This window comes from Micromonospora sp. NPDC049044, from assembly GCF_040649215.1.
GTDB lineage: Bacteria > Actinomycetota > Actinomycetes > Mycobacteriales > Micromonosporaceae > Micromonospora.
In genome coordinates this window covers 218,496-244,852 of the sequence record NZ_JBEZFA010000004.1, presented here as the reverse complement: position 1 = coordinate 244,852, position 26,357 = coordinate 218,496, and the positions used below count along the sequence as shown (strand labels likewise).

Annotated in this window: 22 protein-coding genes; 8 read left to right on the top strand and 14 right to left on the bottom strand. The window is 72.5% G+C overall.

What is annotated here, in order from left to right; genetic code table 11:
* Nucleotides 1–14 precede the first annotated feature (14 nt).
* The 9 genes from cydC to deoC all read right to left on the bottom strand — a co-directional run bounded on the left by cydC (nt 15) and on the right by deoC (nt 11,124).
* A complete protein-coding gene (gene cydC / locus AB0B85_RS05135) occupies nt 15–1,820 on the bottom strand; it encodes a thiol reductant ABC exporter subunit CydC (protein WP_357403733.1) in 1,806 nt (601 codons plus the stop codon).
* Nucleotides 1,817–3,493 (bottom strand): thiol reductant ABC exporter subunit CydD, encoded by a 1,677-nt coding sequence (gene cydD / locus AB0B85_RS05130; protein ID WP_357403731.1) that lies wholly within the window; start codon nt 3,491–3,493, stop codon nt 1,817–1,819. The genes cydC and cydD overlap by 4 nt, the downstream gene beginning before the upstream one ends.
* A complete protein-coding gene (locus AB0B85_RS05125; protein WP_357403729.1) occupies nt 3,490–4,497 on the bottom strand; it encodes a cytochrome d ubiquinol oxidase subunit II in 1,008 nt (335 codons plus the stop codon). The genes cydD and AB0B85_RS05125 overlap by 4 nt, the downstream gene beginning before the upstream one ends.
* An 18-nt stretch (nt 4,498–4,515) precedes the next feature.
* Complete coding sequence (locus AB0B85_RS05120; RefSeq protein ID WP_357403727.1) at nt 4,516–5,769, bottom strand: cytochrome ubiquinol oxidase subunit I; 1,254 nt, start codon at nt 5,767–5,769, stop codon at nt 4,516–4,518.
* Nucleotides 5,770–6,094: 325 nt separating this feature from the next.
* Nucleotides 6,095–7,000: a M56 family metallopeptidase gene (locus AB0B85_RS05115; RefSeq protein ID WP_357403725.1), complete on the bottom strand. Its 906-nt coding sequence runs from the start codon at nt 6,998–7,000 to the stop codon at nt 6,095–6,097.
* Between the two features lie 10 nt (nt 7,001–7,010).
* On the bottom strand, nt 7,011–7,472 hold the full coding sequence (locus AB0B85_RS05110) for a BlaI/MecI/CopY family transcriptional regulator (RefSeq protein ID WP_357403723.1): 462 nt from the start codon (nt 7,470–7,472) through the stop codon (nt 7,011–7,013).
* Between the two features lie 438 nt (nt 7,473–7,910).
* Nucleotides 7,911–8,735 (bottom strand): aldehyde dehydrogenase family protein, encoded by an 825-nt coding sequence (locus AB0B85_RS05105; protein ID WP_357403721.1) that lies wholly within the window; start codon nt 8,733–8,735, stop codon nt 7,911–7,913.
* A complete protein-coding gene (locus AB0B85_RS05100; protein WP_357403719.1) occupies nt 8,728–10,158 on the bottom strand; it encodes an aldehyde dehydrogenase family protein in 1,431 nt (476 codons plus the stop codon). The genes AB0B85_RS05105 and AB0B85_RS05100 overlap by 8 nt, the downstream gene beginning before the upstream one ends.
* 6 nt (nt 10,159–10,164) lie before the next feature.
* Nucleotides 10,165–11,124: a deoxyribose-phosphate aldolase gene (gene deoC, locus AB0B85_RS05095; RefSeq protein WP_357403717.1), complete on the bottom strand. Its 960-nt coding sequence runs from the start codon at nt 11,122–11,124 to the stop codon at nt 10,165–10,167.
* 123 nt (nt 11,125–11,247) lie between these two features.
* Here deoC and upp point away from each other — a divergent pair, with 123 nt between their 5' ends.
* Together upp and AB0B85_RS05085 are read left to right on the top strand one after the other, a co-directional pair.
* Nucleotides 11,248–11,880 (top strand): uracil phosphoribosyltransferase, encoded by a 633-nt coding sequence (gene upp / locus AB0B85_RS05090; RefSeq protein ID WP_357403715.1) that lies wholly within the window; start codon nt 11,248–11,250, stop codon nt 11,878–11,880.
* A 74-nt stretch (nt 11,881–11,954) separates the two neighbouring features.
* On the top strand, nt 11,955–12,632 hold the full coding sequence (locus AB0B85_RS05085; RefSeq protein ID WP_357403713.1) for a GPP34 family phosphoprotein: 678 nt from the start codon (nt 11,955–11,957) through the stop codon (nt 12,630–12,632).
* A gap of 130 nt (nt 12,633–12,762) precedes the next feature.
* Here AB0B85_RS05085 and AB0B85_RS05080 read toward each other — a convergent pair whose 3' ends face one another.
* Nucleotides 12,763–14,439 (bottom strand): phospho-sugar mutase, encoded by a 1,677-nt coding sequence (locus AB0B85_RS05080; protein ID WP_357403711.1) that lies wholly within the window; start codon nt 14,437–14,439, stop codon nt 12,763–12,765.
* A 47-nt stretch (nt 14,440–14,486) separates the two neighbouring features.
* Complete coding sequence (locus tag AB0B85_RS05075; RefSeq protein ID WP_357403709.1) at nt 14,487–16,547, bottom strand: serine/threonine-protein kinase; 2,061 nt, start codon at nt 16,545–16,547, stop codon at nt 14,487–14,489.
* 205 nt (nt 16,548–16,752) lie between these two features.
* Between AB0B85_RS05075 and AB0B85_RS05070 the strand changes: the two genes are divergently transcribed.
* Both AB0B85_RS05070 and AB0B85_RS05065 read left to right on the top strand, forming a co-directional pair.
* Nucleotides 16,753–18,336 carry a methylmalonyl-CoA mutase family protein gene (locus AB0B85_RS05070; protein WP_357403707.1) on the top strand — a complete coding sequence of 528 codons (1,584 nt, stop codon included), beginning with the start codon at nt 16,753–16,755 and terminating at the stop codon, nt 18,334–18,336.
* Between the two features lie 444 nt (nt 18,337–18,780).
* The gene (locus AB0B85_RS05065; protein WP_357403705.1) at nt 18,781–20,040 is read left to right on the top strand and encodes an amidohydrolase; all 1,260 of its coding nucleotides are present in this window, start codon (nt 18,781–18,783) and stop codon (nt 20,038–20,040) included.
* Here AB0B85_RS05065 and AB0B85_RS05060 read toward each other — a convergent pair.
* Nucleotides 19,997–21,040 (bottom strand): DUF4349 domain-containing protein, encoded by a 1,044-nt coding sequence (locus AB0B85_RS05060; protein ID WP_357403703.1) that lies wholly within the window; start codon nt 21,038–21,040, stop codon nt 19,997–19,999. The genes AB0B85_RS05065 and AB0B85_RS05060 overlap by 44 nt on opposite strands.
* A 113-nt stretch (nt 21,041–21,153) precedes the next feature.
* On the opposite strand from AB0B85_RS05060, the gene AB0B85_RS05055 reads away from it, so the two are divergent.
* The 3 genes from AB0B85_RS05055 to AB0B85_RS05045 all read left to right on the top strand — a co-directional run bounded on the left by AB0B85_RS05055 (nt 21,154) and on the right by AB0B85_RS05045 (nt 23,589).
* Complete coding sequence (locus AB0B85_RS05055) at nt 21,154–21,786, top strand: MBL fold metallo-hydrolase (RefSeq protein ID WP_357403701.1); 633 nt, start codon at nt 21,154–21,156, stop codon at nt 21,784–21,786.
* Between the two features lie 4 nt (nt 21,787–21,790).
* The gene (locus tag AB0B85_RS05050; RefSeq protein ID WP_357403699.1) at nt 21,791–22,765 is read left to right on the top strand and encodes a hypothetical protein; all 975 of its coding nucleotides are present in this window, start codon (nt 21,791–21,793) and stop codon (nt 22,763–22,765) included.
* A gap of 80 nt (nt 22,766–22,845) precedes the next feature.
* Entirely contained in the window at nt 22,846–23,589 is a 744-nt protein-coding gene (locus tag AB0B85_RS05045) for a hypothetical protein (RefSeq protein ID WP_357403697.1), read from the top strand.
* A 75-nt stretch (nt 23,590–23,664) separates the two neighbouring features.
* On the opposite strand, the gene AB0B85_RS05040 is transcribed toward AB0B85_RS05045, so the two are convergent.
* Entirely contained in the window at nt 23,665–24,120 is a 456-nt protein-coding gene (locus AB0B85_RS05040) for a gamma-glutamylcyclotransferase (protein ID WP_357403695.1), read from the bottom strand.
* A 106-nt stretch (nt 24,121–24,226) separates the two neighbouring features.
* Between AB0B85_RS05040 and AB0B85_RS05035 the strand changes: the two genes are divergently transcribed.
* A complete protein-coding gene (locus tag AB0B85_RS05035) occupies nt 24,227–25,630 on the top strand; it encodes an NAD(P)H-quinone dehydrogenase (RefSeq protein WP_357403693.1) in 1,404 nt (467 codons plus the stop codon).
* A gap of 40 nt (nt 25,631–25,670) precedes the next feature.
* On the opposite strand, the gene AB0B85_RS05030 is transcribed toward AB0B85_RS05035, so the two are convergent.
* The gene (locus tag AB0B85_RS05030; RefSeq protein ID WP_357403691.1) at nt 25,671–26,324 is read right to left on the bottom strand and encodes a DUF998 domain-containing protein; all 654 of its coding nucleotides are present in this window, start codon (nt 26,322–26,324) and stop codon (nt 25,671–25,673) included.
* Nucleotides 26,325–26,357: the final 33 nt, after the last annotated feature.

The window sequence follows — 26,357 nt, the reverse complement described above, 5'->3', positions numbered from 1 at the left end:
CGTCCCCGAGCCGGTCAGGGTGCGAGCGCCAGGTAACCCCGTTCGGCCGCCGCCTGGAGCAGCCACTGGTCCCGGTACCAACCGTCGGTGGTGACCAGGTCGGCATGCCGGCCGCGCTGGATCACCCGACCGCCGTCCAGCACGACGATCTCGTCCAGGTCGGCGAGCCCGCTGAGCCGGTGGGTGATCAGCAGCACCGAGTGCCCGGCGGGGGTGGCGGCGAGGGCGGACGCGAGCACCGCGTCCGCGGCGGCCGGATCCAGCCCTTCGGTGGGCTCGTCCAGCACCAGCACCGGCGGTGCGGCGAGCAGTGCCCGAGCCAGCGCCAGCCGCTGCCGTTGGCCGCCGGAGAGTTGCCCGCCCTCCTCGCCGACGAGCGTGTCCCAGCCCGCCGGCTGGGCGCGTACCCACTCCAACAGGCCGGCCGCCGCGGTGGCCGCTGTCAACTCCTCCTCGTCGGCCCCGGCCCGCCCGAGCAGCAGGTTCTCCCGCACCGTGGCATGGAAGACGTACGCCTCGGCGAGTAGCCCGCCGACCGCGCGGGGCAACTCCTCCTCGGCGTACGCCGACAGGTCCCGGCCGTTCAGGATGACCCGGCCGGACACCGGCCGGACGGTGCCGGTCAGCACGGCGGCCACAGTGCTCTTGCCGGCGCCGCTCGGGCCCACCACCGCGATCCGCCGCCCGGCCGGCAGGTCCAGGCTGATGCCGTCGAGGGCGGGCGCCGCGCCGGCCCGGTACCGCACCGTCACGTCGTCGAAGCGCAGCTCGGCGGGCCCGGTCAGGTCGGTGCCGTCGCTCGGGGCCGGGCGCGTCGGGGGCCCGGCGTCGAGCAGGGCGGCCACCCGGGCCAGGCCGGGCCGCAGCTGGGTCCACTGTCGGGCCGCCGTGACGAGCGCCAGGGTCACCTCGACGGCGGCCAGCACCCCGACGGCCAGGACGCCCACCAGCACCCCGGGCACGTCGGCGGCCAGCGCGGCAAGCACCACCGCCGCGGCGGTCAACCCGGCGGTCAGCACCCCGGCCGCGTCCACAGCGAACCCGGTGGCGGCCAGCCGACGTTCCAGTCGGGCCAGCCGACCGGCGCGCTCCTCGGCGGCGTGCAGCGCACCGTCGGTCGCCCCGAACGCGGCCAGGTCGGCGGCGCCGTGGGTGAGGTCGACCGCGTCCGTGGCGAGTGCGCCGCGCAGCGGTGCCACCTCGGCCGCGCTGCGGCGGGTGACAGCGGTGGCCAGCGCGGGCAGCCCCACGCCGGCGACCAGCAGCCCGACGGCGAGCACTCCGGCGGCCGGCGGTGAGATCAGCGCGGCCCCGGCGACCGCCAGCACACCGACCAGGGCCGCGCCCGCGCCCGGGACCAGCACCCGCAGCAGCAGGTCCTGGACCGCCTCGACGTCGGAGACAAGCCGGCTCAGCACGTCTCCCGAGCGGTGCACGGCGCCGCGCCGGGCCGCGAGGGTGCCGAAGACCCGGGCCCGCACGTCGGTGATCATGCGGAGCACCGCGTCGTGCCCGGCGAGTCGTTCGGTGTAGCGCAGCACGCCCCGACCGATCGCCAGCGCCCGGACCGCGACGATCGCCACGGTGAGCCGGTCCAGCGGGGGTTGGCCGGCGGCGCTCATCAGCAGCCAGGTGGCAGTGGCCATCAGTGCCAGCCCGGCGAACTCGGTGGCCGCCGCGAGCAGCCCGGCACCGATCAGGCGGCCCAGGTAGGGCCGGGCCAGCCGCAGCACTGCCCGTTCGGCGTCGGCCCGCCCGCGCGGTGCCGGGTCGGCGACCCGCGTCGGGTCTGCCGGGCCAGGCCCGGGTGCCGCGCTCATCGGGGCGCCTTTCCGGCCGGCTCGGGGGTCAGTTCGGTGACCCGACCGTCCTCGACCCGCAGGATCCGGTCGGCGTCGGCGAGTAGCGCCGGTCGGTGGGCGACCAACAGCGCGGTCCGCCCGGCGACCAGCCGGCGGGTGGCGTCGAGCACCACCGCCTCGGCGGCCGTGTCCAGCCGGGCGGTGGGTTCGTCGAGCAGCACCAGCGGTGCGGCGCGCAGGAAGGCCCGCGCCAGGGCGACCCGCTGCCGTTGCCCGCTGGACAGCCCGTGCCCGCGTTCGCCGAGCAGGGTGTCCAGACCGTCCGGTAGGCCGGCCACCACGTCGTCCAGGGCGGCAGCGCGCACCGCCGCGGCCAGGACGTCGGGCGGGGTTTCCGGTGCGCCGAGCCGGATGTTGTCGGCGAGCGAGGCGGCGAAGAGGTGGGCCCGTTGCGGCACCCAGGCGAGCTGCCGGCGCCAGGCGTCCGGGTCGGCGGTGGCGAGATCGACCCCGCCCACGGTGACCCGGCCGCTGGTCGGTGTCACGAAGCCGAGCAGCAGGCCGAGCAGTGTGCTCTTGCCAGCGCCGCTGGGGCCGATGATGGCGATCCGTTCACCGGGTCGGATGGTCAGTGTGACGTCGCGCAGCGCGGTGGTCCGCTCGTACGCCACTGTCACCCCCTCGAACCGGATCTCGCCTCGCGCATCAGGGGTGGCGGCGCCCTCGGCGGCGCGGGGTGCGACGGGCGCGGCCGAGATGGTCAGCGCCTCGTCCAGCGCGGTGAGCCCCTCCATGCTGGCGTGGAAGCGGCTGCCCGCGGACCGCAACGGCAGGTACGCCTCCGGGGTGAGCAGCAGCACCAGCAGCGCGGTCTGCAGGGCCAGCCCGCCGCCGAGCAGCCGGATGCCGACCGGCACCGCGACCAGGGCCACCGAGAGGGTGGCGACAAGCTCCAGCACGAGCGCGGAGAGGAACGCGATGCGCAGCGTCTTCATGGTGGCGACGCGGTGCCCGTCGGCCATCCGGCGCACCACGTCGGTCTGTGCGCGGGCCCGCCCGAAGGCGCGCAGCGTGGGCAGCCCGGCGACCATGTCCAGGAAGTGACCGCCGAGCAGCGACAGCCGCCGCCACTGCCGTTCGGTGGCGGCCTGCGCCTGCCAGCCGAGCAGTGCGCCGAAGACCGGGATCAGCGGCAGGGTCAGCGCGATGATCACCGCTGAGCTCCAGTCGGCGAAGACGACCCGGGCCAGCACCGCCAGCGGCACTGTCACGCTGAGCACCAGCTGCGGCAGGTAACCGGTGAAGTACGCGTCAAGCGCGTCCAACCCGCGCCCAGCCAGGGTGGCGATCTCGCCGGCCCGCTGCCCGGCCACCCAGCCGGGGCCGTGCCGGCCGACCGCGCCGAGCAGGTCGGCCCGCAGCGTGGCCTTGACCGTTGCGGCGACCCGCGCGGAGACGGTGCCCTGCGCCCAGACCAGCGCCGAACGGGCGGCGACCGCGAGCACGAAGCCGGCCAGCGCCTGTCGGTCGAGCCGCCCGTCGACGGCGGTGGCAAGCACCGCCGCCAGCGCGGTGGCCTGCGCGACGATCAAGCCGGCGGCGAGCACCCCGAGCAGCGCGAGCACGGCGAGGTCGCGCCGGGCCGCGGGGACCCGGTGCAGCAGACGCCTGTCGAACGGACGGCGGTTCACCAGTACACCGGTGCCCTACTGTCGGTCCGTCCTCGGAAAACCCACAAACACATCGCCTGGAAGCCTAGTAGGGCCGGAAGTAGCGGCAGCGCCACCCAGCCCAGCAGCCGCAGGGTCGGTGCGCTAGCGGCGGCGTCGGCCACCGTCAGCGAGGCACCCGGATCGGTAGTGGACACCAGCACGTAGGGCCAGAGGGCGGCGCCGACAAGCACCACCGGCAGCGCCAGGGCCGCGCCGGTGGCGACCAGAGCCCACCCCGGCCGCCGCCGTGCCAACGCCGCGCGGGCCGCCAGCAGCGCCATCACGAGCAGCACCGGCAGGAGTACGGCCACCGTCGGCCGTTGGACCGCGTCGCGTACCCGGGCGGAGAGCACGCCCACGACGGTGGCCAGCGCGACAGCGGTGAGTGCCACCGGCACCAGTCGGCGGGCCGTGCGGCCGACAGCGGCGGCCTCGGCGGTCGGCAGTCGCAGGGTGAGGAAGGTCGCACCGTGTACCGCGACGAGCGTGACCATGGCCAGCCCGGCGGCGGCCGCGAACGGGGTGGCCAGGTGCGATATCCCGGCGACGTGCCCGTCGGCCTGGCGGGGCACGCCCTGGAGCAGCGCGGCGAGCACCGTGCCCCAGCCCAGTGCGGCAAGCGCGCTGCCGATCGTCACGATGCGGTCCCAGCGGGCGCGGACCCGCTCATCGGCGTTGCGGCTGCGCAGTTGCACCCCAGCGGTGACCAGGATGACGCCGACCAGAGCGCCGGCGACGGCCGGATAGCAGCCGGCGAGCAGTTCACCCTCCAGCACCGGAAACGCGCCGAACAGGATGCCCACGGCGGCCACCAGCCAGACCTCGTTGCCCAGGAAGAACGGGCCGAGGGCGGTGAGCGCGGCCCGCCGACCGGCCGGGCTTCCGCCTCGCGCGAGCAGCAGTCCAACGCCGTAGTCGTAGCCGGCGAGCACCAGGTAGGTGGCGAAGAAGAAGCCGAGTAGGGCGTACCAGGCGAGGTCCACTGTCTTCTCCTCAGGTGCTCAGACGAGGGCGGGTTCGGGGTGGGCCGACTCGTTCGGGGGCGCGGGTGGGCGGCCCAGCGCCGGGTCGGCGGCGCCTCGGGCGGCGTGCCGGGCGAGCAGCATCCAGTTGGTGACGGCGAGGGTGCCGAGCAGCAAGCTGAACCCGATCAGCGAGGTGAGCATCACCGGCGCGCCGACTCCGGAGACGGCCTGTTCGGTGGGGAGCAACCCGTACGCCACCCAGGGTTGGCGGCCGACCTCGCGGGCGATCCAGCCGAGGATCACCGCGACGAACGGCAGCGGCAGGGCCAGCAGGACCAGCCAGAGCGGGAAGCGCAGTCGGATGATCCAGTCGCGGAAGAGCAGCGGGAGCAGGAACCACACGCAGCCGAGGGTGAAGCCGATCAGGATCATGAAGCCCAGCCCGACGCTGGCCAGCACCGGCGGCGTGTAGTCGCCGGAGCCGAACCGGGCGGTCCACTCGGCGATCTGCGCCTGGGCCTCCGGGCTCTGGCCGCCGAATTTGGTGGGCTGTACCGCGCCGACCGGGCCGAACTGCGCGAAGCCGAAGCCCTGCACCATGGTGATCGCGAAGGCCGACGTGGTCACGCCGATCCGCAGCGAGGTGCGGAAGAGCGCGAAGTCCGGAGTGCGCCGGATCAGGTGCCAGGCGCTTACCGCCGCCATCAGCATTCCGCCCACCAGCAACGCCGCCGAGACCACGTGCCCGAACGCCATGCCGAGGCTGGGGTTGGTGAGCAGAGCGCCGAAGTCGGTGAGGTGGGCGATCCCGTCGCGGACCTCGTACCCGACCGGGTGCTGCAGCCAGGAGTTGGCCACCATGATCCAGAAGGCCGACGCGTACGCGGTGACCGCCACGCCCCAGAGCAGCGCCAGGTGGACACCCTTGCCGAGCCGGTGCCAGCCGAAGATCCACATCCCGAGGAACGTGGACTCCAGGAAGAACGCCACGAGCGTCTCGATGGCCAACGGCGCACCGAAGACGTTGCCGACGTAGCGCGACAGGCCACTCCAGTTCAGCCCGAACTGGAACTCCATCACGAGGCCGGTGACGATGCCGAGCACGTAATTGATCACGTAGAGCTGGCCCCAGAACCGGGTCAGCCGCTCCCACTTCGGGTTGCCGGTGAGCACCCAGGCGGTCTGCATCCCGACCAGCAGGGTGACCAGCCCGAGCGTGACTACCACGAACAGGAAGTGGATCGAGGTGGTGGTGGCGAACTGCAGGCGGGCGAGGAGCAGGGTGTCCATGGCCAGCTCTCCGTAGTGTTGGCTCCCTTGTCATAGGCACCCTACACGTAGCTTCACTACATGTCCGCCTACTACAACCTGTCGTAGAAAAGTTTACGACAAGCCGTAGTAGTTGTGCGTCCGGGAAGATCGCGCTCGATCCTGGATGTAGTGGCCTCGTCCGCCCGGGATGCCACTCGATCCTGGATCGAGCGCGATCTCGGGCCTGGGGGGCGGCACGCGCAGCGCAGGGCGCGGCGCGGGGCAGGGCGCGGCGCGGGGCAGGGCGCGGCGCGGGTTGCAGGGCAGGGGCCCAGGCGGCCCCGCGTGGGGGTGCCGGGTCAGCTCAGGACAGGAAGAGGGTGATCGGGAGGGCGACAAGCGTGCTGGCGACCGCGAGGGCGGTTGCGCCGAGCACCCGGGGCGGCCGGTCGCTGACCAGAAGCCGCTGCACCCGTACGTCGAGATCCCGGTCGCCCACGCCCAACGCGCCGGCCGGGGTGATCCGGTGACCGGCGGCGGCGAACCGGCGCAGCGCGCCTGCCAGCGGCGCATCCGCGTGCAGCTCACGAGCCTTGTCGTCGGCGCGCATCTCGACAAGCAGGGCGACCCGCTCGTGGGCGTCGCGGACCCAGCCGAACCAGGGCAACGCCCGGCACAGCGCGGTGAACGGCAACAGCACCAGATCGTGCCGTTCGTGGGCGTGCGCCCGCTCGTGACTGAGCACCGCCGCCAACTCGGCGTGGTCCAGCAGGCTCAACGTGCCGGCACTCACCACCACCCGCGGCTTCACGCCGGGCAGGCAGTACGCGGCGGCGCTCGGGTGGTCGAGCACCAGCGCGCCGGGGGCGGCCGGGTCGTCCCGGGCGACAAGGGTGAGCAGGTCCCGGTGGCGGCGCTGGGCGCGTACGGTGCCGTGGATGCTGCGCACGGTAGTGGTGAGCAGCACCGCGCCGATGCCGAAGCCCACCCCGACCCCAGCCAGGTGGAAGGCGGTCTCCCCGACGGGCAGGGTGCCGTGCGCGAGATCGGAGGTCAGGGCGAGCAGCGCGCTCCCGGTCGGCAGGTCGTACGCGCTCAACCCGAGAGCCATCGGCAGACCCATCGCGGACAGGCCCAGCGCCAGACCGACGGCCTGCCAGCAGACGATCGCCACCCGGGGACTGCGCCACGTCCAGGTGGAGCGGGCCAGCACCTGAGCGGTCAGATAGCAGGCCAGCATGGTGGCGGCGAAGTGCACGGCGTACGCCATGGCGTGTGTCCTACCGCTCCGCTGCCTCGCCGGCGGGCCGGCGGCCCGCCGGCCCGTCCAGGCGGTCGGTCAGCTCGGAGCCGCCGTCGGCGGAACCCGGACCGGCCAGCCCGGCCTCGCTGCCCAGGGCCGCGCGCAGCACCTCGGCCTCGGTGCCAGTCACCGAACGGGCGAACCGCACGAGCGCGGCGTCCCGGCTGCCGCCGAGGTCGAGGGCGTCGAGCATGAGCTGGGCGATGTGCGCCTCACGGCTGGCCGCCGGCCGGTACCGCCAGGCCCGGCCCTCGCGTTCCCGCTGCACCATGCCCTTGCCGGCGAGCCGGTCCAGCACTGTCATCACCGTGGTGTACGCCAGCTCGCGACCGTCCAGCGCGTCGGCGACCTCGCGCACTGTCACACCGTCCGACGTGCCGGGGACCACGTCCCACAGCACGTCCATCACCGCACGCTCAAGATCGCCCAGCCGAGTCACGCCCCAATCCTACCCCCGGTAGTAGAACGCAGCTCACCCCCGACCCGAAGCCCGCGCCGCGCCCCCAAGATCCGCACCCCATGCGCCACGCACCCCAAGATCCGCTCCCGCGCGCGCCGCGCACCCCAAGATCCGCACAAGAACGGGGATGTTGTTGCCTCCAGCGCTCCGGAAGCAGCAACATCCCTGATGTTGCGTGAATCTTGGCGCGACCCGCCGCGACCCGCCGCGACCCGCCGCGGCGCGGCCCGGCGCGCGGCCCGACCCGGCAACCCCGTCGACCGCAAGCCGACCCGAGGCAAGACCCGTGAGCTGACCCACCCGACGGGCTATGGCCACGTCAGGTTTTCCGGGGGAGCCCGCCCACGCAGGGATCAAGCCTGACCGCCCGGAGTGGGCGGGCTCCCCCGGAAAACCCCAAGGCCGAGAGACAGGCGATCACACCCCCTTGGGGTGCCACACCGTCTTGGTCTCCAGGAGCGCGGTCATCGGCGCCAGGCCCGGATCGGCGGACCAGTCGTGGTCGGCCGGGGCCGGTCGGAGCACCCGCTTGAGGTTCTCCGCAGCCTTGATCTCCAAGTCGGTGGCGAGCGAGGCGTCGGTCACCCCGGTCAGGTCGAGCGCGTTGACGTCCATGTGCGCGGCCAACGCCGGCACGGTCTCGGTGATCGCGCCGGTGAGGATGTTGACCACACCGCCGGGCAGGTCCGAGGTGGCCAGCACCTCGGCAAGCGTCACCGCCGCCAGCGGCTCCGACGGCGAGGCCGCCACTACCACCGTGTTGCCGGTGACGATCGCCGGGGCGATCACGCTGACCAGGCCGAGCAGTGCCGGGCGGTCCGGGGCGACCACAGCGACCACGCCCGTCGGCTCCGGGGCGGAGATGTTGAAGTACGGGCCGGCGACCGGGTTGGCGCCGCCGTACACCTGGGCGAGCTTGTCGGCCCAGCCGGCGTACCAGACCCAGCGGTCCACCGCCGCGTCCACCTCGTCGCCGGGGATGCCCAGGGCGACGAACTGCTCGCGGCGGCCCTCCAGCATCTCGGCGGCCCGGTAGAGGATCTGACCCCTGTTGTACGCGGTAGCACCGGCCCAGCCCTTGACGGCGGCGCGGGCGGCGACCACCGCGTCCCGGGCGTCCTTGCGGGAGGCCAGTGACACATTCAAGGACTGCACGAGATACGACCGTCCCGACTCGCTGCGCGGGAACTTCCCGCCGATGAAGAGCTTGTACGTCTTGCGTACCGCGACCCGCTCAGACATTGAGGTAGCCCTCCAGCCCGTGCCGGCCGCCCTCGCGACCGTAGCCCGACTCCTTGTAACCACCGAACGGCGAGGTGGGGTCGAACTTGTTGAACGTGTTGGCCCAGACCACACCGGCGCGCAGCCGGTCGGCCATCCACAGGATGCGGGAGCCCTTGTCGGTCCAGATCCCGGCCGACAGCCCGTACGGCGTGTTGTTCGCCTTCTCCACGGCCTCGGCCGGGGTGCGGAAGGTGAGCACCGACAGCACCGGGCCGAAGATCTCCTCGCGGGCGATCCGATGGGCCTGGGTGACGCCGGTGAAGATCGTCGGCGCGAACCAGAAGCCCTGCTCGGGCAGCTCGCACGGCGGTGACCAGCGCTCGGCGCCCTCGGCGGAGCCGGCGTCGGACAGCTCGCGGATCCGCTCCAGCTGGGCGGCCGAGTTGATCGCGCCGACGTCGGTGTTCTTGTCCAGTGGGTCGCCGACCCGCAGCTGGGCCATTCGCCGCTTGAGCGACTCCAGCACCCGGTCGGCCACGTTCTCCTGCACCAGCAGTCGGGAGCCGGCGCAGCAGACGTGCCCCTGGTTGAAGAAGATGCCGTTGACGATGCCCTCGACGGCCTGGTCGATGGGGGCGTCGTCGAAGACGATGTTGGCGGCCTTGCCGCCCAGCTCCAGGGTGAGCTTCTTGCGGGTGCCGGCCACGGACCGGGCGATGGCCCGGCCGACGTCGGTGGAGCCGGTGAAGGCCACCTTGTCCACGCCGGGGTGTTCGACAAGGGCGCGGCCGGTGTCACCGGCGCCGGTGAGGATGTTGACCACACCGGCCGGCAGGTCGGCCTGCTGGCAGATCTCGGCGAAGAGCAGCGCGGTCAGCGGGGTCGTCTCGGCCGGCTTGAGCACCACGGTGTTGCCCGCGGCGAGCGCCGGGGCGATCTTCCAGGCCAGCATGAGCAGCGGGAAGTTCCACGGGATGACCTGCGCGGCCACCCCGATCGGCTGGGGGTTCGGCCCGAAGCCCGCGTGGCCCAGCTTGTCGGCCCACCCCGCGTAGTAGAAGAAGTGCGCGGCGACCAGCGGCAGGTCGACGTCGCGGGACTCCCGGATCGGCTTGCCGTTGTCCAGGGACTCCAGGACGGCCAGCTCGCGGGAGCGCTCCTGGATGAGCCGGGCGATCCGGTACAGGTACTTCGCCCGGTCCCGGCCCGGCATCGGACCCCACACCTTGTCGTACGCCGTGCGGGCGGCACGCACCGCGCGCTCCACGTCGGCCGCGCCGGCCTCGGCGATCTCGGCGAGCACCTCCTCGGAGGCGGGGTTGATCGACTTGAAGCTGCCGCCGTCGGTCGGGTCGACGAAGGCACCGTCGATGAACAGCCCGTACGAGGGTTTGAGGTCCACCACCGAGCGGGACTCGGGGGCGGGGGCGTATTCGAACATCGGCTATCAGTCCAGGGTGAAGTAGTCGGGACCGGAGTAGACGCCGGTCGTCAGCTTGGTGCGCTGCATCAGCAGGTCGTTGAGCAGGCTGGACGCGCCGAAGCGGAACCAGTCCGGGTCGAGCCAGTCCGGACCGACTGTCTCGTTGACCATCACCAGGTACTTGATGGCGTCCTTGGTGGTCTTGATGCCACCGGCGGGCTTCACGCCCACCTGTCGTCCGGTGGCCGCCCGGAAGTCGCGGACCGCCTCCAGCATCACCAGGGTCACCGGCATCGTCGCCGCTACCGGAACCTTGCCGGTGGAGGTCTTGATGAAGTCACCGCCGGCCAGCATGGCCAGCCACGAGGCGCGGCGCACGTTGTCGTACGTGGCCAGCTCGCCGGTCTCCAGGATGACCTTGAGGTGGGCGTCCCCGCAGGCCTCCTTGGTGGCCACGATCTCGTCGTAGACCTCCTTGTACCGCCCGGCCAGGAACGCGCCACGGTTGATCACCATGTCGATCTCGTCGGCGCCGGCCGCCACGGCGGCCCGGGTGTCGGCCAGCTTGATCTCCAACGGCGCCTGACCGGACGGGAACGCGGTCGCCACGCTGGCCAGGTGCACGCCGGATCCGCGCAGCACCTCGGCGACGTACGGGACCATCGCCGGGTAGACGCAGACCGCGCCGACGTGCGGGCAGGACGGGTCGGCCGGGTCGGGGCGCAGCGCCTTCGCGGCCAGCGCGCGCACCTTGCCCGGGGTGTCCGCCCCTTCCAGGGTGGTCAGGTCGACCATCCGGATCGCCAGGTCGATCGCCTGGGCCTTGGCGGTGGTCTTGATGGATCGGGTGCCGAGCTGTGCCGCCCGCTGCTCCGCGCCGACCTGGTCCACGCCCGGTAGGCCGTGCAGGAAGGTCCGCAGAGCGGTCTCGGATCGTCCCAGCTCGGAGAGCTCCGACCGGGCCGACGTCGTTGTCGCCGTCATGCCCAGAAGTCTACGCACGGAACCCCTGAGTGATCTTGGTCACGGTTGGCCCGACGTGAGCGGCGTCGCCGGTCCGACCGCACCCGCACCAGCGCGCCGAACGGACCGGTAGGTTGAGCGATCGTGGACGTACACGTCATTGACCACCCGCTGGCCCAGTCGAGACTGACCGCCATGCGGGACGCGCGCACCGATTCCTCGACGTTCCGGGCCGCCCTGCACGAACTGACCACCATGCTGGTGTACGAGGCGGCGCGCACCTTCCCCGTCGAGCGGTACCCGGTGCAGACGCCGGTCACCAGCACCGAGGGCACCCGGCTGGCCAACCCGCCGCTGCTCGTCCCGGTGCTGCGGGCCGGTCTGGGCATGGCGGACGCCGCGCTCGGCCTGCTGCCGGAGTCCTCGATGGGCTTCGTCGGCCTGGCCCGCGACGAGGAGACCTACAAGCCGCGCGCCTACATGGAGTCGCTGCCCCGGGATCTGGCCGGGCTGCCGGTGCTGGTGCTGGACCCGATGCTGGCCACCGGTGGCTCGCTTGAGCACTCCTGCCGGCTGCTCGCCGACCGGGGCTGCACCGACATCACAGTGCTCTGCGTGCTCGCCGCGCCGGTCGGCATCGAGCGGCTGGAACGCTCCGGCCTGCCGCTGCGCCTGGTCACGGCCTCGATCGACGAAGGGCTCAACGACCGCATGTTCATCGTCCCCGGCCTCGGGGACGCTGGCGACCGCCAGTTCGGCGGCATGCCCCGCTTCTGAGAACCGCACCCGGTCGGCACCGGGTCGGGCGGGTCCGTGCGCAGTCGTGCACGGACCCGCTACCGTCTCCGGCCATGACTGGTGTTGCGCTCGCCGAGGAACTGTTGCTCCTCGCCTACGACGACACGACCGGCAAGGCGACCATGCCGCGAATCAGCCTGGACCTGGGCATGGCCGCCGCGGTGCTGGTCGAGCTGGCCCTGGCCGGCCGGATCGCGTACGCCGACGGATCGTTGGCGATGATCGACCCCACGCCCACCGGCGAGCCGGTCGCCGACGAGGTGCTCGGCCGGATCGCCGCCGACACCCCGCACACCCCGGCCTCCTGGGTGCAGCGCCTGCGGCACGGACTGCGCGACCGCATCCTCGGTGACCTGTGCGCCCGGGGCGTCGTGCAGGACGTCGACGAGACCGAGTTGGGCTTCATTCACGTACACCGGTATCCGGTGGTGGACTCCTCGGTCGAGGCGGAGACCCGGCAGCGGCTGGCCGACGCGCTCACCGGCGCGGCGGCCCCGGACGAGCGGACCGCCGCGTTGGCCACCCTGGTCGCGGTGCTGCGGATGGAGTCCGCGCTGGGGGTGAGCGGCGAGGAGGCCGCCACCGCCCGCCGGCGGTTGGAGGAGATCGCCACCGGTGCGGGCTTCTCCGGTCAGGTGAGCACCGACGACTCCGTGGTCCGCCCCTCGGTCGGCCTGGTCGTCGCCGCCCTGGCCACGGCGGTCGACGCGGCGCTCGGCAAGCGCGCCTGACCGCCGGGCCAGCCCGCCTCCGCTGTTCCCTTTGCTCTGCTTCAACCCACGCAACACAAACGGCTGCCGGGTGTTGCCTCCGCTGAAGCAGAGCAAAGGGGGCAGGACAGGGAGGTGGGGTCGGTCGTGGTCAGATGCCGAGGGCGGCGGCGACGTCGGCCCGCAACCGCGCGACCGCCGCGCCGGCCCGGCTGCGCGCGGCCGCGACATCGCCGTCCGGCACCGGCTCCACCACCTCGAGGTACGCCTTGAGCTTCGGCTCGGTCCCGGAAGGGCGGATCACCACCCGGGCCTCCGCGGTACGCAGGATCACCACGTCCGCCTCGGGTAGCAGGTCCCGGACGCTGTCGACAGGTTGCCCGAGCAGGGTGGTCGGCGTGGCCGCCCGGATCCGGGCCATCGCGTCGGTGATCACCCGCAGGTCGTCCACCCGGACGGAGAGCTGGTCGGTGTGGTGCACGCCGAACTCGGCTGCCAACTCGTCAAGCCGGTCGGTGAGCGTGCGGCCCTGCGTCTTCAGCCCGGCGGCCAACTCGGCCACTGTCAACGCGGCGGTGATGCCGTCCTTGTCCCGGACGTGCTCCGGGGCGACGCAGTAGCCGAGCGCCTCCTCGTAGCCGAAGACGAGCGGCGTGCTGCCACCGCCGGCCCGCACGATCCACTTGAAGCCGGTAAGTGTCTCGTCGTAGGGCAGGCCCCGCGCCGCGCACATCGCCCGCAGCAGTGACGACGACACGATGGTGGTGGCGTAGAGCCCGGTCACCCCACGGCGCATCAGGTGGTCGGCGAGCAGCACGCCCACCTCGTCGCCCCGCAGCATCCGCCAGGTCTGCCCGTCGCCCACGCTGTCGCGGACGACCACCGCGCACCGGTCGGCGTCCGGGTCGTTGGCGATGGCGAGGTCCGCGCCGGTGGAGTCGGCAAGGGCGATCAGTCGGTCCACCGCACCCGGCTCCTCCGGGTTGGGGAACGACACGGTGGGGAACGCCGGGTCCGGTTCGGCCTGGTCGGGCACCACACCGGGGGTCGGGAAACCCGCGCTGGCGAACGCGGCGGTGAGCACGGCCGCGCCCACCCCGTGCAGCGGGGTGTACGCCACAGTCAGGTCCCGGGGCCCGTCCGGGTCGATCACCGCGGTGGCCCGTTCGACGTACGAGGCGACCAGGTCGTCGCCGAGCACCTGACCGGGCCCGCCGAGCGGCACCTGGGTCAGCGGTCCGACCGACCGGATGGCCGCCTCGATCCCGGCGTCGGCGGGCGGCACGATCTGCGCGCCGGCGCCCAGCTCCCCGCCCAGCTCCGCGCCGAGGTAGACCTTGTAGCCGTTGTCCTGCGGCGGATTGTGGCTGGCCGTGACCATCACTCCGGCGACCCCGCCGAGGTGACGCACGGCGTACGCCAGCACCGGGGTGGGCAGCGGGCGGGGCAGCAGCAGCGCCGGACGGCCAGCGCCGGTGGCCACCTGGGCGGTGCGTTCGGCGAACTGCCGGGAGCCGTGCCGAGCGTCGTACCCGATCACCAGCGGGCCGGTGCCACCCTGGGCCGCGAGCCAGGTGACCAGGCCGGCAGCGGCCTGGGTGACCACGGCGAGGTTCATGCCGTTCGGGCCGGCGCGCAGCGGACCGCGCAGGCCGGCCGTGCCGAAGGTCAGCGGGCCGGCGAACCGGTCGGCCAGCTCCGGGGCGCTCGCCGGCAGCCCGTCGAGTACCGCCGTCAGCTCGTCCCGGCTCGCCGGGTCGGGGTCGTCAGCCAGCCAGCGCCTGGCTTGCTCGCGAATGTCGTCGATGTCAGTGGTGTCCGCCGCCATGCCCCTTGATAGCACGACGGCGGATCACCGCTGCCGGTTCCCTCGGCTCAGCCGTCGCCGGTGAGCTGGAACGTGCGCACCATCTCGTCGAAGATCGGCTTGCTCTCCGCGAACTTGGCGTCCGTGGCGGTCAGGTAGAACGAGTACGCCTTGCCGCCCTCGGCCACGCCACGCCAGACGCCGTGCCGCATGACGTCGCCCTGGCCGCAGGTGTATTCGAATTCGGCCGCCGGCTTGCTGGCCAGCTCGGTCTCGGCGGCGTTGATCTGCTGGTACGGCTTGACGCAGGAGGTGCTCCTGGTCTTGAGACCGTTCTCCGCCGTCTCCGCCCAGCGGTTGGAGTCGGTCGACCACTTCTCGGTGATGATGCGGACCTTGCGGCCGCTGTCCTCCGGGTCGATGTAGTCGGTGTACGTAGGGCCGGTGGCCTTCTTCCAGCCCTTCGGCACCATGACCTGGATGCCGCGGGCCGCGTGCTCCTGCATCTCGACCGGGGGAGCCGCCGGGGCGGACGCGGTGGGCAGCGCGGCCGGGGTGCTCGGCGGCGGGTCGTCGCCGCTGGACAGGGCCACCACGGTGAGTAGCAGCACGACGACCAACCCGCCGGCCGCGGCGAGCTGCGTCTTGCGAGGCCAGCCCTGCACCGTGCGGACGAGCTGACCACCGGTGGCGCGGACCTTGCCGAGCGCGCCGCCGTCCGAAGCGGCGGGCGGGGTGGCCCAGGGCTGACCGGTGCCCGGCACCGACCACTGGTTGCCGCCACCGTAGGTGCCGCCGACGCGCTGGGTGGCCTCCGGCGCGCCGCCGTATCCGACCTGCTGGGTGGCCTCGGCCGGGCTGCCGTAGCTGACCCGCTGGGTGGCGTCCGGGTGCCCGCCGGCGTCCACCCGCTGGGTGGTGTCGGCGCTGCCACCGTAGGTGCGCGCGGAGAGCGGCCGGTCGGGGCCGGGCATCGCGCCGGTGGGCGTGTGCAGCGGACCGGCCAACGCGTCGGCGCTCGTCTCGTCGAACCCGGTGGCACCGGCCGACGCGGCCGGCCGTGGACGCTCACCCCGGCGTAGCGCGGCCAGCCGGTCGGTAAGGGACTCGTTCGGGGCCAGCATCGCCGGGCCACCGATCTGGTTGTCCGACTTCGGCTCTGCCGCAGGCGGCGGGAGGACCGGCACCGGGCGTTGCTGCACCGGCACCACCGCGTACGGGTCGGTGACCGAGTGCACAGCGGTGGCGGTGCTGCCGAGCGGGCCGGCGAGCAGCTCGCGCAGCATGGCCCGGGAGGTGTGCACGTCCAGCCGGCGGGCCGGGTCCTTTTCCAGCAGGCCCATCAGTACGCGGGTCAGCGGCCCGCTGCGCTGCGGCGGGGCCGGTGGGTCCTCGACCACCGCGTGCATGGTCTCGATCGGGTCACCCTTGTCGAACGGGGGACGCCCCTCCACCGCCGTGTAGAGCGTCACCCCGAGCGAGAAGAGATCGCTCGGCGGGCCGAACTCCTGGCCCATGGCCCGCTCGGGCGAGATGAAGTGCGGCGAGCCGAGCACCATGCCGGGGGTGGTGAGCTGCACGTCGGTGGGCATCCGGGCGACCCCGAAGTCGGTGAGCACGCACCGCCCGTCGGAGCAGATCAACACGTTTGCCGGTTTGACGTCGCGGTGCAGCACGCCGATCGCGTGCGCCACCTCCAACGCGCCGAGCAGCGCTATGCCGATCTTGGCGACGGCGCGGGGTGCGACCGGCCCGTCCTCGATCACCATGTCGGCGAGGCTGCGGGCGTCCAGCAGCTCCATCACGATCCACGGCCGACCGGCCTCGGTGACCACGTCGTACACCTGCACCACTGCCGGGTGCTGGATGGCGGCGGCGGCCCGCGCCTCGCGCAGGGTGCGTTCGTACATGGCGTCGCGGTCGCTGGGGGCCAGCCCTGGGGGCAGGACGACCTCCTTCACCGCCACGTCGCGGCGCAGCAGGGTGTCGGTGGCACGCCACACCGTGCCCATGCCGCCGTTGCCCACCGAGGACCGCAGCGAGTACCGGTCACCGATGGTGGTGCCGGGTGCTGCGCGGCCGTTGGCGGGACTTACCGGTCCGCCGCTCCACGTCGGGATCTGAGTCACAGAAAAGCCACCGGGGGAAATCGAGGGGGCTGGGACACAACCCCCCTATCTTGCTGGTTCCGACGCCTGATGCGAAAGCCGACGCGGCGGACGTTTATTCAAGTCGACAGAAAGTGCCACGTCGTTCACCTCCTGTCGACGGTTCGGGACGGGCTGTGCGGTATCCCTCACCCGCCGAGATGCCCGGGCGTCCTACCATCCGGGGATGAACGAACGGCGGTCAAGCGAGTCCGGTTTCCCGATCCAGGACGTCTACACGGGCGCGGACCTCCCGGAGGATCTGGACTCCAGGCTGGGCGCGCCCGGCGAGTTCCCGTACACCCGGGGCGTCTACCCCACCATGTACACCTCCCGTCCGTGGACCATGCGTCAGTACGCCGGCTTCGGCACCGCCACCGAGTCCAACGCGCGGTACCACCATCTGTTGCGGGCCGGCACGATGGGCCTGTCGGTGGCGTTCGACCTGCCGACCCAGATGGGCTACGACTCCGACGATCCGATCGCGCACGGCGAGGTCGGCAAGGTGGGTGTCGCCATCGACTCCATCGAGGACATGCGGCTGCTCTTCGCCGACATTCCGCTGGACAAGGTCTCCACCTCGATGACCATCAACGCGCCCGGCTCGGTGCTGCTGCTGCTCTACCAGCTCGTGGCCGAGGAGAACGGGGTGCCCGGCTCGGCGCTCAACGGCACGATCCAGAACGACATCCTCAAGGAGTACATCGCCCGGGGCACGTACATCTTCCCGCCGAAGCCGTCGCTGCGCCTGGTTGCCGACACGTTCGCGTACTGCCGCAAGGAGGTGCCGAAGTGGAACACCATCTCCATCTCCGGCTACCACATGGCCGAGGCCGGCGCGACGCCCGCGCAGGAGATCGCGTTCACCCTGGCCAACGGCGTGGAGTACGTGCGGGCGGCGCTCGCCGCCGGGCTCGCGGTTGACGATTTCGCGCCCCGGCTGTCGTTCTTCTTCGTGGCCCGCACCACCCTGCTGGAGGAGGTGGCGAAGTTCCGCGCCGCCCGGCGGATCTGGGCCCGACTGATGCACGACGACTTCGGCGCGAAGGATCCGAAGTCGATGATGCTGCGGTTCCACACCCAGACCGCTGGCGTGCAGCTCACCGCCCAGCAGCCGGAGGTGAACCTGGTCCGGGTGGCGGTGCAAGGGCTGGCCGCGGTGCTCGGCGGCACGCAGTCGCTGCACACGAACAGCTTCGACGAGGCCATCGCGCTGCCCACCGAGAAGGCGGCCCGGCTCGCGCTGCGCACCCAGCAGGTGCTGGCGTACGAGACCGACCTGACCGCCACCGTCGACCCGTTCGCCGGGTCGTACGTGGTGGAGGCGATGACCGCCGAGATCGAGGCCGCCGCGCTCGAGTTGATGGAGCGGGTGGCCGATCACGGCTCGGCGGTGGACGCAATCGAAGCCGGGTTCCAGAAGCGGGAGATCGAGCAGTCCGCGTACCGGATCGCGCAGGAGATCGACTCGGCTGAGCGGGTGGTGGTCGGGCTCAACCGGTTCACCGTGGACGAGGAGGAGCCGTACGAGCCGCTGCGCGTCGACCCGACGATCGAGGCGGCCCAGGCCGAGCGGCTGGCGCGGTTGCGCGCCGAGCGGGACGGTGCGGCAGTGACGCGGGCGCTCGCCGAGCTGCGGGCCGCCGCGGAGGGCTCGGACAACGTGCTCTACCCGATGAAGGAGGCGCTGCGGGCCCGGGCCACGGTGGGTGAGGTCTGCGGGACGCTGCGCGAGGTGTGGGGGCTGTACCGGCCGTCCGATCGGTTCTGAGCGTCCGTTCGCCGCGGCGGTGTGTCCATCGCGTTCGGCGGGTACCGGGTTGGCGGAGCGCGGACGCACAGGGTGTGCGCCCGTGGTGGGCGACGCCGTGTGAGCGTCCCTATCCGGCGCGTTGCGGAGTGTGGTCGGCTAATTGTCGGAGTGTCAGTTCATCACACCGACTAATGCGACAATTTGCACCAGGAGCCGCACGTGTTCCGCCGAATCCGGAGCCTCCGCGATCGGTTACGCGTTGTAGGAGGTGAGGGGCGGATGTCGGCGTTCGATAGCGATCTACCTGCTGTCCCACACATCTCTGAGCGCCCCGAGCAGGGCATTCCTGACGCTGCGCGGTCTGATCATTACCGTAACGAGGTTGCGCAGCGTCACCGTCGGAGGTCTAGGCTGTCTGCTGTCCCCGATGATCCATCCATCTCTAGTGATCGAGAATTCGACGTGACGAGTGCGTTGACGCTGCCCACGGATGGCCAGCTGGCGTCGTCCTGGCTGGAGACGTCGCCAGGCTCCCAGCCGCTGCCCCGCGACCTGGACCACCTCCTCGCCCTGCGGGTTCCGGGGCTTATCGCTACGCGCCGTCACCTCCACTCGCACCCCGAGTTGTCCGGCAACGAGTTCGAGACGGCCGCCCTGATCGCCCGGGAACTCTCGCTGGCCGGGCTCAACCCGCGCCTGCTGCCCAAGGGCAACGGCGTGATCTGCGACGTCAACGGTCGCCCGGACGGCCCCGTTGTCGCGCTGCGCGCCGACATCGACGCCCTGCCCCTCGACGACGTCAAGGACGTGCCCTACCGGTCGACGGTGGCGGGCGTCTGCCACGCCTGCGGGCACGACGTGCACACCTCGATCCTGCTCGGCGTCGGCATGCTGCTGGCCCAACTCGCCGACCTGGGCGAGTTGGACGGGCGGGTCCGGCTGATCTTCCAGCCGGCCGAGGAGATCCTGCCCTGCGGCTCGCTGGAGGTCATCGAGGCCGGCGGCCTGGACGACGTGGTGCAGATCTTCGCGCTGCACTGTGACCCGAACCTGCCGGTCGGGCGGGTCGGCCTGCGGGTCGGTCCGATCACCGCGGCTGCCGACAACGTCACCGTCCGACTCTCCGGCCCGGGTGGGCACACCGCCCGGCCGCACCTGACCGTGGACCTGGTCGACGCGCTCGGCCGGTTGGTCACCGAGGTGCCCGCCCTGGTCAGCCGCCGGGTGCCGGCCAACAGCGGCCTGCTGCTGGTCTTCGGCCACGCCTCGGCCGGCACCCGCTACAACGTCATCCCCTCGGAGGCGAGTGCCTCCGGCACCCTGCGGGTGATGGACCGCGACACCTGGGAGCAGGCGCCGAAGATCGTCGCTCAGGTGGTCCGGGACGTCATCGCGCCGACCGGCGCCACTGTCGACCTGGAATACCTGCGCGGCCGGCCGCCGGTGTCGAACGACTCGCGGGCCATCCAGGTGTTGACGGCGGCCACCGCCGCCGCGCTCGGTCCGGAAGGGATCGCCGAGACACCGCAGAGCATGGGCGGCGAGGACTTCTCCTGGTATCTGGAGTATGTCCCGGGCGCCCTCGCCCGGCTCGGGGTGGGCCGCTCGGGTCCCAACGTCGACCTGCACCGGGCCAGCTTCGACGTGGACGAGCGGGCCATCCCCGCCGGCGTACGCGTCATGGTGCAGACCGCGCTGCGGGCACTGGCGGCGGCGCGCTGACCGCAGCGGTCGGGGCCGACGTCCGCTTCCGCCGCCGCAGCACCAGCAGCAGCACCGCCACCGGCACGCCGACCAGCACCAGCCACGGCAGTAGTGCCCCGAGCACGGTGAGCAGGACGGTCAACGAGGCGGCGAACGCCTGCCAACCGCCCCTGAGCCCGGCCAGGAAACCGGTCTCGGTCTTCTCCTCGGTGACCTTGGCCGCCGGCCCGGCCAGTGCCACGGTGATCGTGGAGAGCGCGGTCAGGTCGGCCAGTCGCCGTTTCTTGGCCTCCAACGACGCCAGGTCGGCCTCACGACGGCCCAGCTCGTTCTCCAACGACACCAGGTCGGTGATCGAGGTGGCGCGGGCCAGCAACCGCCGTGCACTCTCCACCCGGGCCTGCTGAGTGGTGATCCGCGCGTCGAGGTCGACGATCGCCTCGGTGGCGTCCTCGGTGCTGATCTCCCGGCTCTGTTGCTTGCCGAGTTTCGCGATCTCGTCCACCACCGCCGTGAACTTCGCGGCCGGCACCCGCAGCTGCAACTCGGCCACCGCGTCGGCGTCGGCACTGCGCCGGTTGTCGCCACCGATGAAGCCGCCGGAGCGGGTGACCAGCGCGCTCACCTCGCGGGCAGCGGCGTCCACATCGTCCACCTGCACCCGCATCGAGCCTGTGTAGATGATGGCCCGCTGGTCGACGCGCAGGTCCGGTGCCCCGGTGCCGGCCTCCTGGGGTGCCCCGGCCCCACCCTGCTGCGGTTGCGCCTCCCGGGCCGCCTCGGGTGCGCCGGCCTCCTGGGGTGCCCCGGCCCCACCCTGCTGCGGTTGCGCCTCCCGGGCCGCCTCGGGTGCGCCGGCCGCCTTGTCCTGCTGGGCGACGTCCCCGTTCGCCGGGGCCACGGCCGCGGTGTCCGCCGACCCGCTGTCGCCGGCCCCGCAGCCGGTCAACGCGAATACCGCCGTCAGTGCCGTCACCGCCAGCAGTCCGCCGCGGCGTCGTATGACCTGTCCGTCCATCCCCGCTCCCTCGTTGTCGTCCGGTGTGGCGATAGCTCGGACGCAGCGCGCACGTCGGCTGGTTCCGGCAGACTGCGCTGAGGACGTCACGATTCGATAATTGAGGAGTCACGATGCGGCTCACCAAATACGCCCACTCCTGCCTGCGGGTGGAACACGACGGGGGAGTGCTCGTCGTCGACCCCGGTGTGTTCAGCGACTCCGCGACGGCGTTGGCCGGCGCGGACGCGGTGCTCATCACCCACCAGCACCCCGACCACCTCGACCTGGCGGCGGTGCGCCAGCGCCTCGACAAGCAGCCGCTGCCGATCCACGGTCCCGCCTCGCTCGCCGAGACCCTTGGCGACGCGGCCGAGGTGCTGCACCCGGTCGCCCCCGGTGAGTCGTTCACCGCAGCCGGTGTCGCCGTCCGGGCGTACGGCGGGAAACACGCGGTGATCCACCCCGACATCCCGGTGGTGGACAACCTCGGCTACCTGATCAACGACGTGGTCTTTCACCCCGGCGACTCCCTGGTGGTGCCGGACGAGACACCCGTCGACACGCTCTTCGCACCGATCCACGCCCCCTGGTCGAAGTTCTCCGAGGTGCTCGACTTCATCCGCGCGGTCGCGCCCCGGCGGGCGTACGCCCTGCACGACGCCCTGCTCAACGACAACGGTCTGGGCGTGCTGAACCGGCAGTACGCCGCGATGTCCGGCACCGACTACCAGCGGCTGGAGCCCGGTAGCCGGATCGACGTCTGACCTGATGCCCGGCCCCCCAGCGGAGCTGGTGCAGCAGCTCTACCGCATCCCACCGGACCGGTTCGTGGCCGCCCGGGACGCCGCAGTGGCCGACGCCCGCAGTGCCGGCGATCCGGGCACCGCCCGACAGTTGGCCCGGCTGCGTCGCCCGACGGTGGCGGCCTGGCTGGTGAACCTGCTCGCCATCCAACGTCCGGAGCTGGTCGCCGACCTGGTCCAGCTCGCCGACGCCCTGCGGACGGCCCAGCGGGAGCTGCGCGGGCCCCGACTGCGGGAGTTGTCGGCGCAGCGCCGGGCGGTGGTCGGCGCCCTGGTCGCCGAGGTCCGCAAGCTCGCGGCGGCCGAGCCGGACGCGCCACCGGCCGGTCGGCTGCCCCTGGCCGAGGTGGAGTCGACACTGAACGCGGCGTTCTCCGACGTCGAGGTCGCCGAGCAGGTCCGGGCGGGCCGCCTGCTCCGGGCGGCCAGCTACGCCGGCTTCGGCGAGGTGCCCCGGCCGCAGCTGAGGTTGGTCACCGGCGACGACGAGGAGCCCGACGAGGAACGTCCGGCCCGCCGACCGGACACCCAGCGAGGGCGTCCCGAGCCGGTGCCCCGCCCGGATCGGGCCGCGGAACGCGCCGAGCAGGCCGCACAGCGGGCCGCCCGGGCCGAGCGGGCCCGGCAGCGCCGCGCCCTGGATCGGGAGTTGGCCAAGGCCCGGACCGACGAGCAGCGCGCGGCGGCCGAGCTGACCGAGGCGGCCGGACGGGAGCGCGACGATGCTGCCGTACTCGATGCGATCGAGGCTGAACTGGCCGAGCTGGAGCGGCGGCGGGCGGTCGCCGAGCAGGATCTCAGCCGGGCCAAGCTCGCTCGGCGTGCCGCCGAGCGTGCGGTAACCGTGGCTCGGCGGCGCGCCGGCGAGGTTGAGGCGGCGGTCGAGGCGTTGGCGGCCGAAGAGGGGAATGCGGACACGGGCGGTGGCGCGGCAGACTGACAATCGATGGACGACGACGAGTGCGCGGGCCGGGGTCTTGTCGTGGACGCCGGACCGGCCTGCCCGAGCGGGCCGCCCGGATGACGCCGGAGCAGGTCGCCGCCGCAAGTAAGCCGGTCGTGCTCGACCTCGGCGACGCGTTCACCAGGGACCCGGCCACCCTGCGGCGGGCCCGGCTGCTCGGCATCTCCGGCTGGGCGTTCTACATAAGTGGCCGGGCGGGTGCGCTCGGCGACGTGCGGGCCGAGACGGCCGCCGCGGCGCTCGGGTTCATCGCCCCGGACGCGGTCGCCGACGGGTGGGACGCCGCCGCCCGGGTCGTCCCACCGATCGAGGTGGCGGCGGCGAGCCTCGCCGAGTGCTGCCGGTGGGGCGCGCAGCAGCTCGACGCCCGGCCCGCCACCGAACGCCTGGCGGTCCTCGTCGAGCGGGCCGTGGTGGCTGCGGACGCCAGCGCGATGCCGCTCTTCGCCGCGTGGCGGGCCATGCCGCTGCCGGATCTCTCCGCCGGGGCCCGCAGCGCCGCCGGGCTGCGACTGCTGCGCGAACACTTCACAGGTGCCTACCTGCTGGCGGTACGCGCCGCCGGGATGACCCCGCTGGAGGCCGTGCTGGCCGGGCCCGAGGGCGAGGCCGGGGCGGTGGCCTGCGGCTGGCCGCCGCCCTACCCGCCGGTCGGGCCGTTGGTGCGCCGGCGCCTCTGGGCGGAGGCGGTGACCAATCGTCTCGTCGCCCCGGCGTTCACGGCCCTCGGCCCGGCTGCCGGGGCCGAGCTTGTCGAGTTGCTGCACCGCACCCGGGCCGAGCTCGCCGCCGGTGTGTGATTGACGACCCCCGGCGCACCCGATCCGCGCTCCGGTCGGCGGTGGTAGCAGACTGGCGGGGTGCGATACGCGCTGCTACGCCGACGCGGTGCCGGTGGGGCGGGACCGCAGCTCGGTGACGTAGTCGTCCGGGGCGCCCGCCTTCTCGGCGGCGCTCGCGATCTCGGACAGATACCACGACGTCGGCAGGCCACCCTCGTACCCGTTGAAGACGTAGATCCACGCGGTCACGTCGCCGTCGAGGGTGGAGACCCGAACGTGCAGCTTGCGGTAGGTGCCGGCGGTCACCCCCTCGATCTCGTCGAGCTGGCCCGCGTCGTACGGGTGGATGTCGTAGAGGGCCACGAAGACCCGGTCACCCGGCGACTCGACAAGGGTGCTCACCGCGCCCTCCCAGCCGATCACGTCCGCCCCGGCGAAGGTCAGCCGCCAGCCTTCCAGCCAGCCGGTGCCCACCATCGGCGAATGCGGACAGTAGGCACGCATCCGGGCAGGGTCGAGATTTGAGCCGTAGGCGGCGTGATGACGCACGGCGATGACGATAGCCCGGTCGACGGGTGGGGGAGAATACGACGGTGCGTGTCGGATGCGCTCGGGAGAACAAAGTCACTGTGAGCACTGACGAAGGGCAAACGCTGTGAGCCGGATCGTGATCATCGGTGGGGGGCCGGCCGGGTACGAGGCGGCGCTTGTCGCCGCCCAGTTGGACGCCGATGTCACAGTGGTGGAGGCCGACGGCGCCGGCGGGGCCTGTGTGCTCTCCGACTGCGTACCGTCGAAGACCTTCATCGCCAGCTCCGGGGTGGTCACCGGTTACCGGGACACCGAGGAGTTCGGAGTGCACTCGGACGGCCTGGAGGCGGTCACCGTCGACGCGCGGGCCGTGCACGAGCGGGTCAAGCGACTGGCGTTGGCGCAGTCCGCCGACATCCACGCCAAGCTGCTCAAGGCCGGGGTCACCTTCGTGGCCGGCACCGCCCGGCTCGGCGAGGACGCCCTCGGGCACACCCACCTGGTCGTCGTGACCCCCGCGGACGGCGGCGAGGAATACTCCATCGCCGCGACCACAGTGCTGGTGGCCACCGGTTCGACACCCCGCCAGCTGCCCACCGCCGTACCGGACGGTGAGCGCATCCTGACCTGGCGCCAGGTGTACGACCTGCCGGAGCTGCCCGAGCACCTGATCGTGGTCGGCTCCGGGGTCACCGGCGCGGAGTTCGCCAGCGCGTACCTGGCGATGGGGGTCCAGGTCACCCTGGTGTCCAGCCGGGACCGGGTGATGCCGCACGAGGACGCCGATGCCGCGTCCGCCATCGAGCGGGTGTTCCGCAACCGGGGCATGGAGATCCTCAACAACTCCCGGGCCGACGCGGTCCGGCGTACCGCCGACGGCGTCGAGGTGGAGCTCTCCGACGGCCGGAAGGTCACCGGCTCGCACGCGCTGATCACTGTCGGATCGGTCCCGAACACTGCCAACCTGGGCCTGGCCGAGTACGGGGTCGAGCTGGGCCGGGGCGGCTACGTGACTGTCGACCGGGTCTCCCGGACCAACGTGCCAGGCATCTACGCCGCCGGCGACTGCACGGGTGTGCTGCTGTTGGCGAGTGTCGCCGCGATGCAGGGCCGGATCGCCATGTGGCACGCGCTCGGCGAGGCGGTGCGCCCGCTGCGGCTGCGTACCGTCGCGGCGAACGTCTTCACCGACCCGGAGCTGGCCACCGTGGGTGTCTCGCAGGACGAGGTGGACGCGGGCAAGGTGCCGGCCCGGCAGGTGATGCTGCCGCTCTCCGGCAACGCCCGGGCGAAGATGGACGATCTCGCCGACGGTTTCGTGAAGTTGTTCTGCCGTCCGGCGAGCGGCCAGGTGATCGGCGGGGTGGTGGTCGCCCCGAAGGCCAGCGAGCTGATCCTGCCCATCACCATGGCGGTGGAGAACAACCTCACCGTCAACGAGCTGGCCCAGACCATCACCATCTACCCGAGCCTGTCCGGTTCGATCACCGAAGCGGCCCGCCAGCTAATGCTCCACGAGCTGGAGTAACCCACCCCCACTCGTCGATCATGGACTTGTGGTGGGCGGTTCACGTCGTCACGCCCCTTTTGTGGGGCACCACAACTCCATGATCGACGGCGTGAGCGGTGGCTGACCGGGTTTGGGTCAGGGCTACGGTCGCCAGCACCGCCACCTCGGTGAGGATGAGGAGGCGTTCGGCCAGGCCGATCAGCAGACGGTCACCGGGGTAGGCGGACCAGATCATCGCCGCCGCGAGGGTCAGGCTCAGGAGGACCAGGGTGCGTAGCGTCCGGGCAGCGGGGGCCAGGTCGGGTCGCCGGGCGAGCAGCCAACCGGCCGCCGGCAGGGCGAGGAAGGCGACCACCGAGGCGTACCGGTGCACGTACGCGGCGGTGGTCATGGCGGTGCCCGGCTCGTTCGTCGGCACCACCGCGGCCAGCAGCAGCCCGGCCACCCACCCCCCGAGCAGCACCTCGACCGGCCGACCGGGCCGTGGTGGGCCGGTGCGACGTAGCCCGTACAGCAGCGCCACAGTGGCGAGCGCCAGCACCACCATGGCGATGTCGATGACGCCGCCCCGGTCGGAGACGGCGAAGTCGCTGACGGTCAGCGCCCACGGGTTGAGGTCGTCGTTCACTTCGAGGTGGCCGATCACGGTGAGCAGCGCCGCCAGGGCGATTCCGCCGAGGGCCAGCACACCGGTGTTCCGGGTTCCGGGCATGCCTCAGCCTGTCGCCGGGGGCGCCCGAGCCGA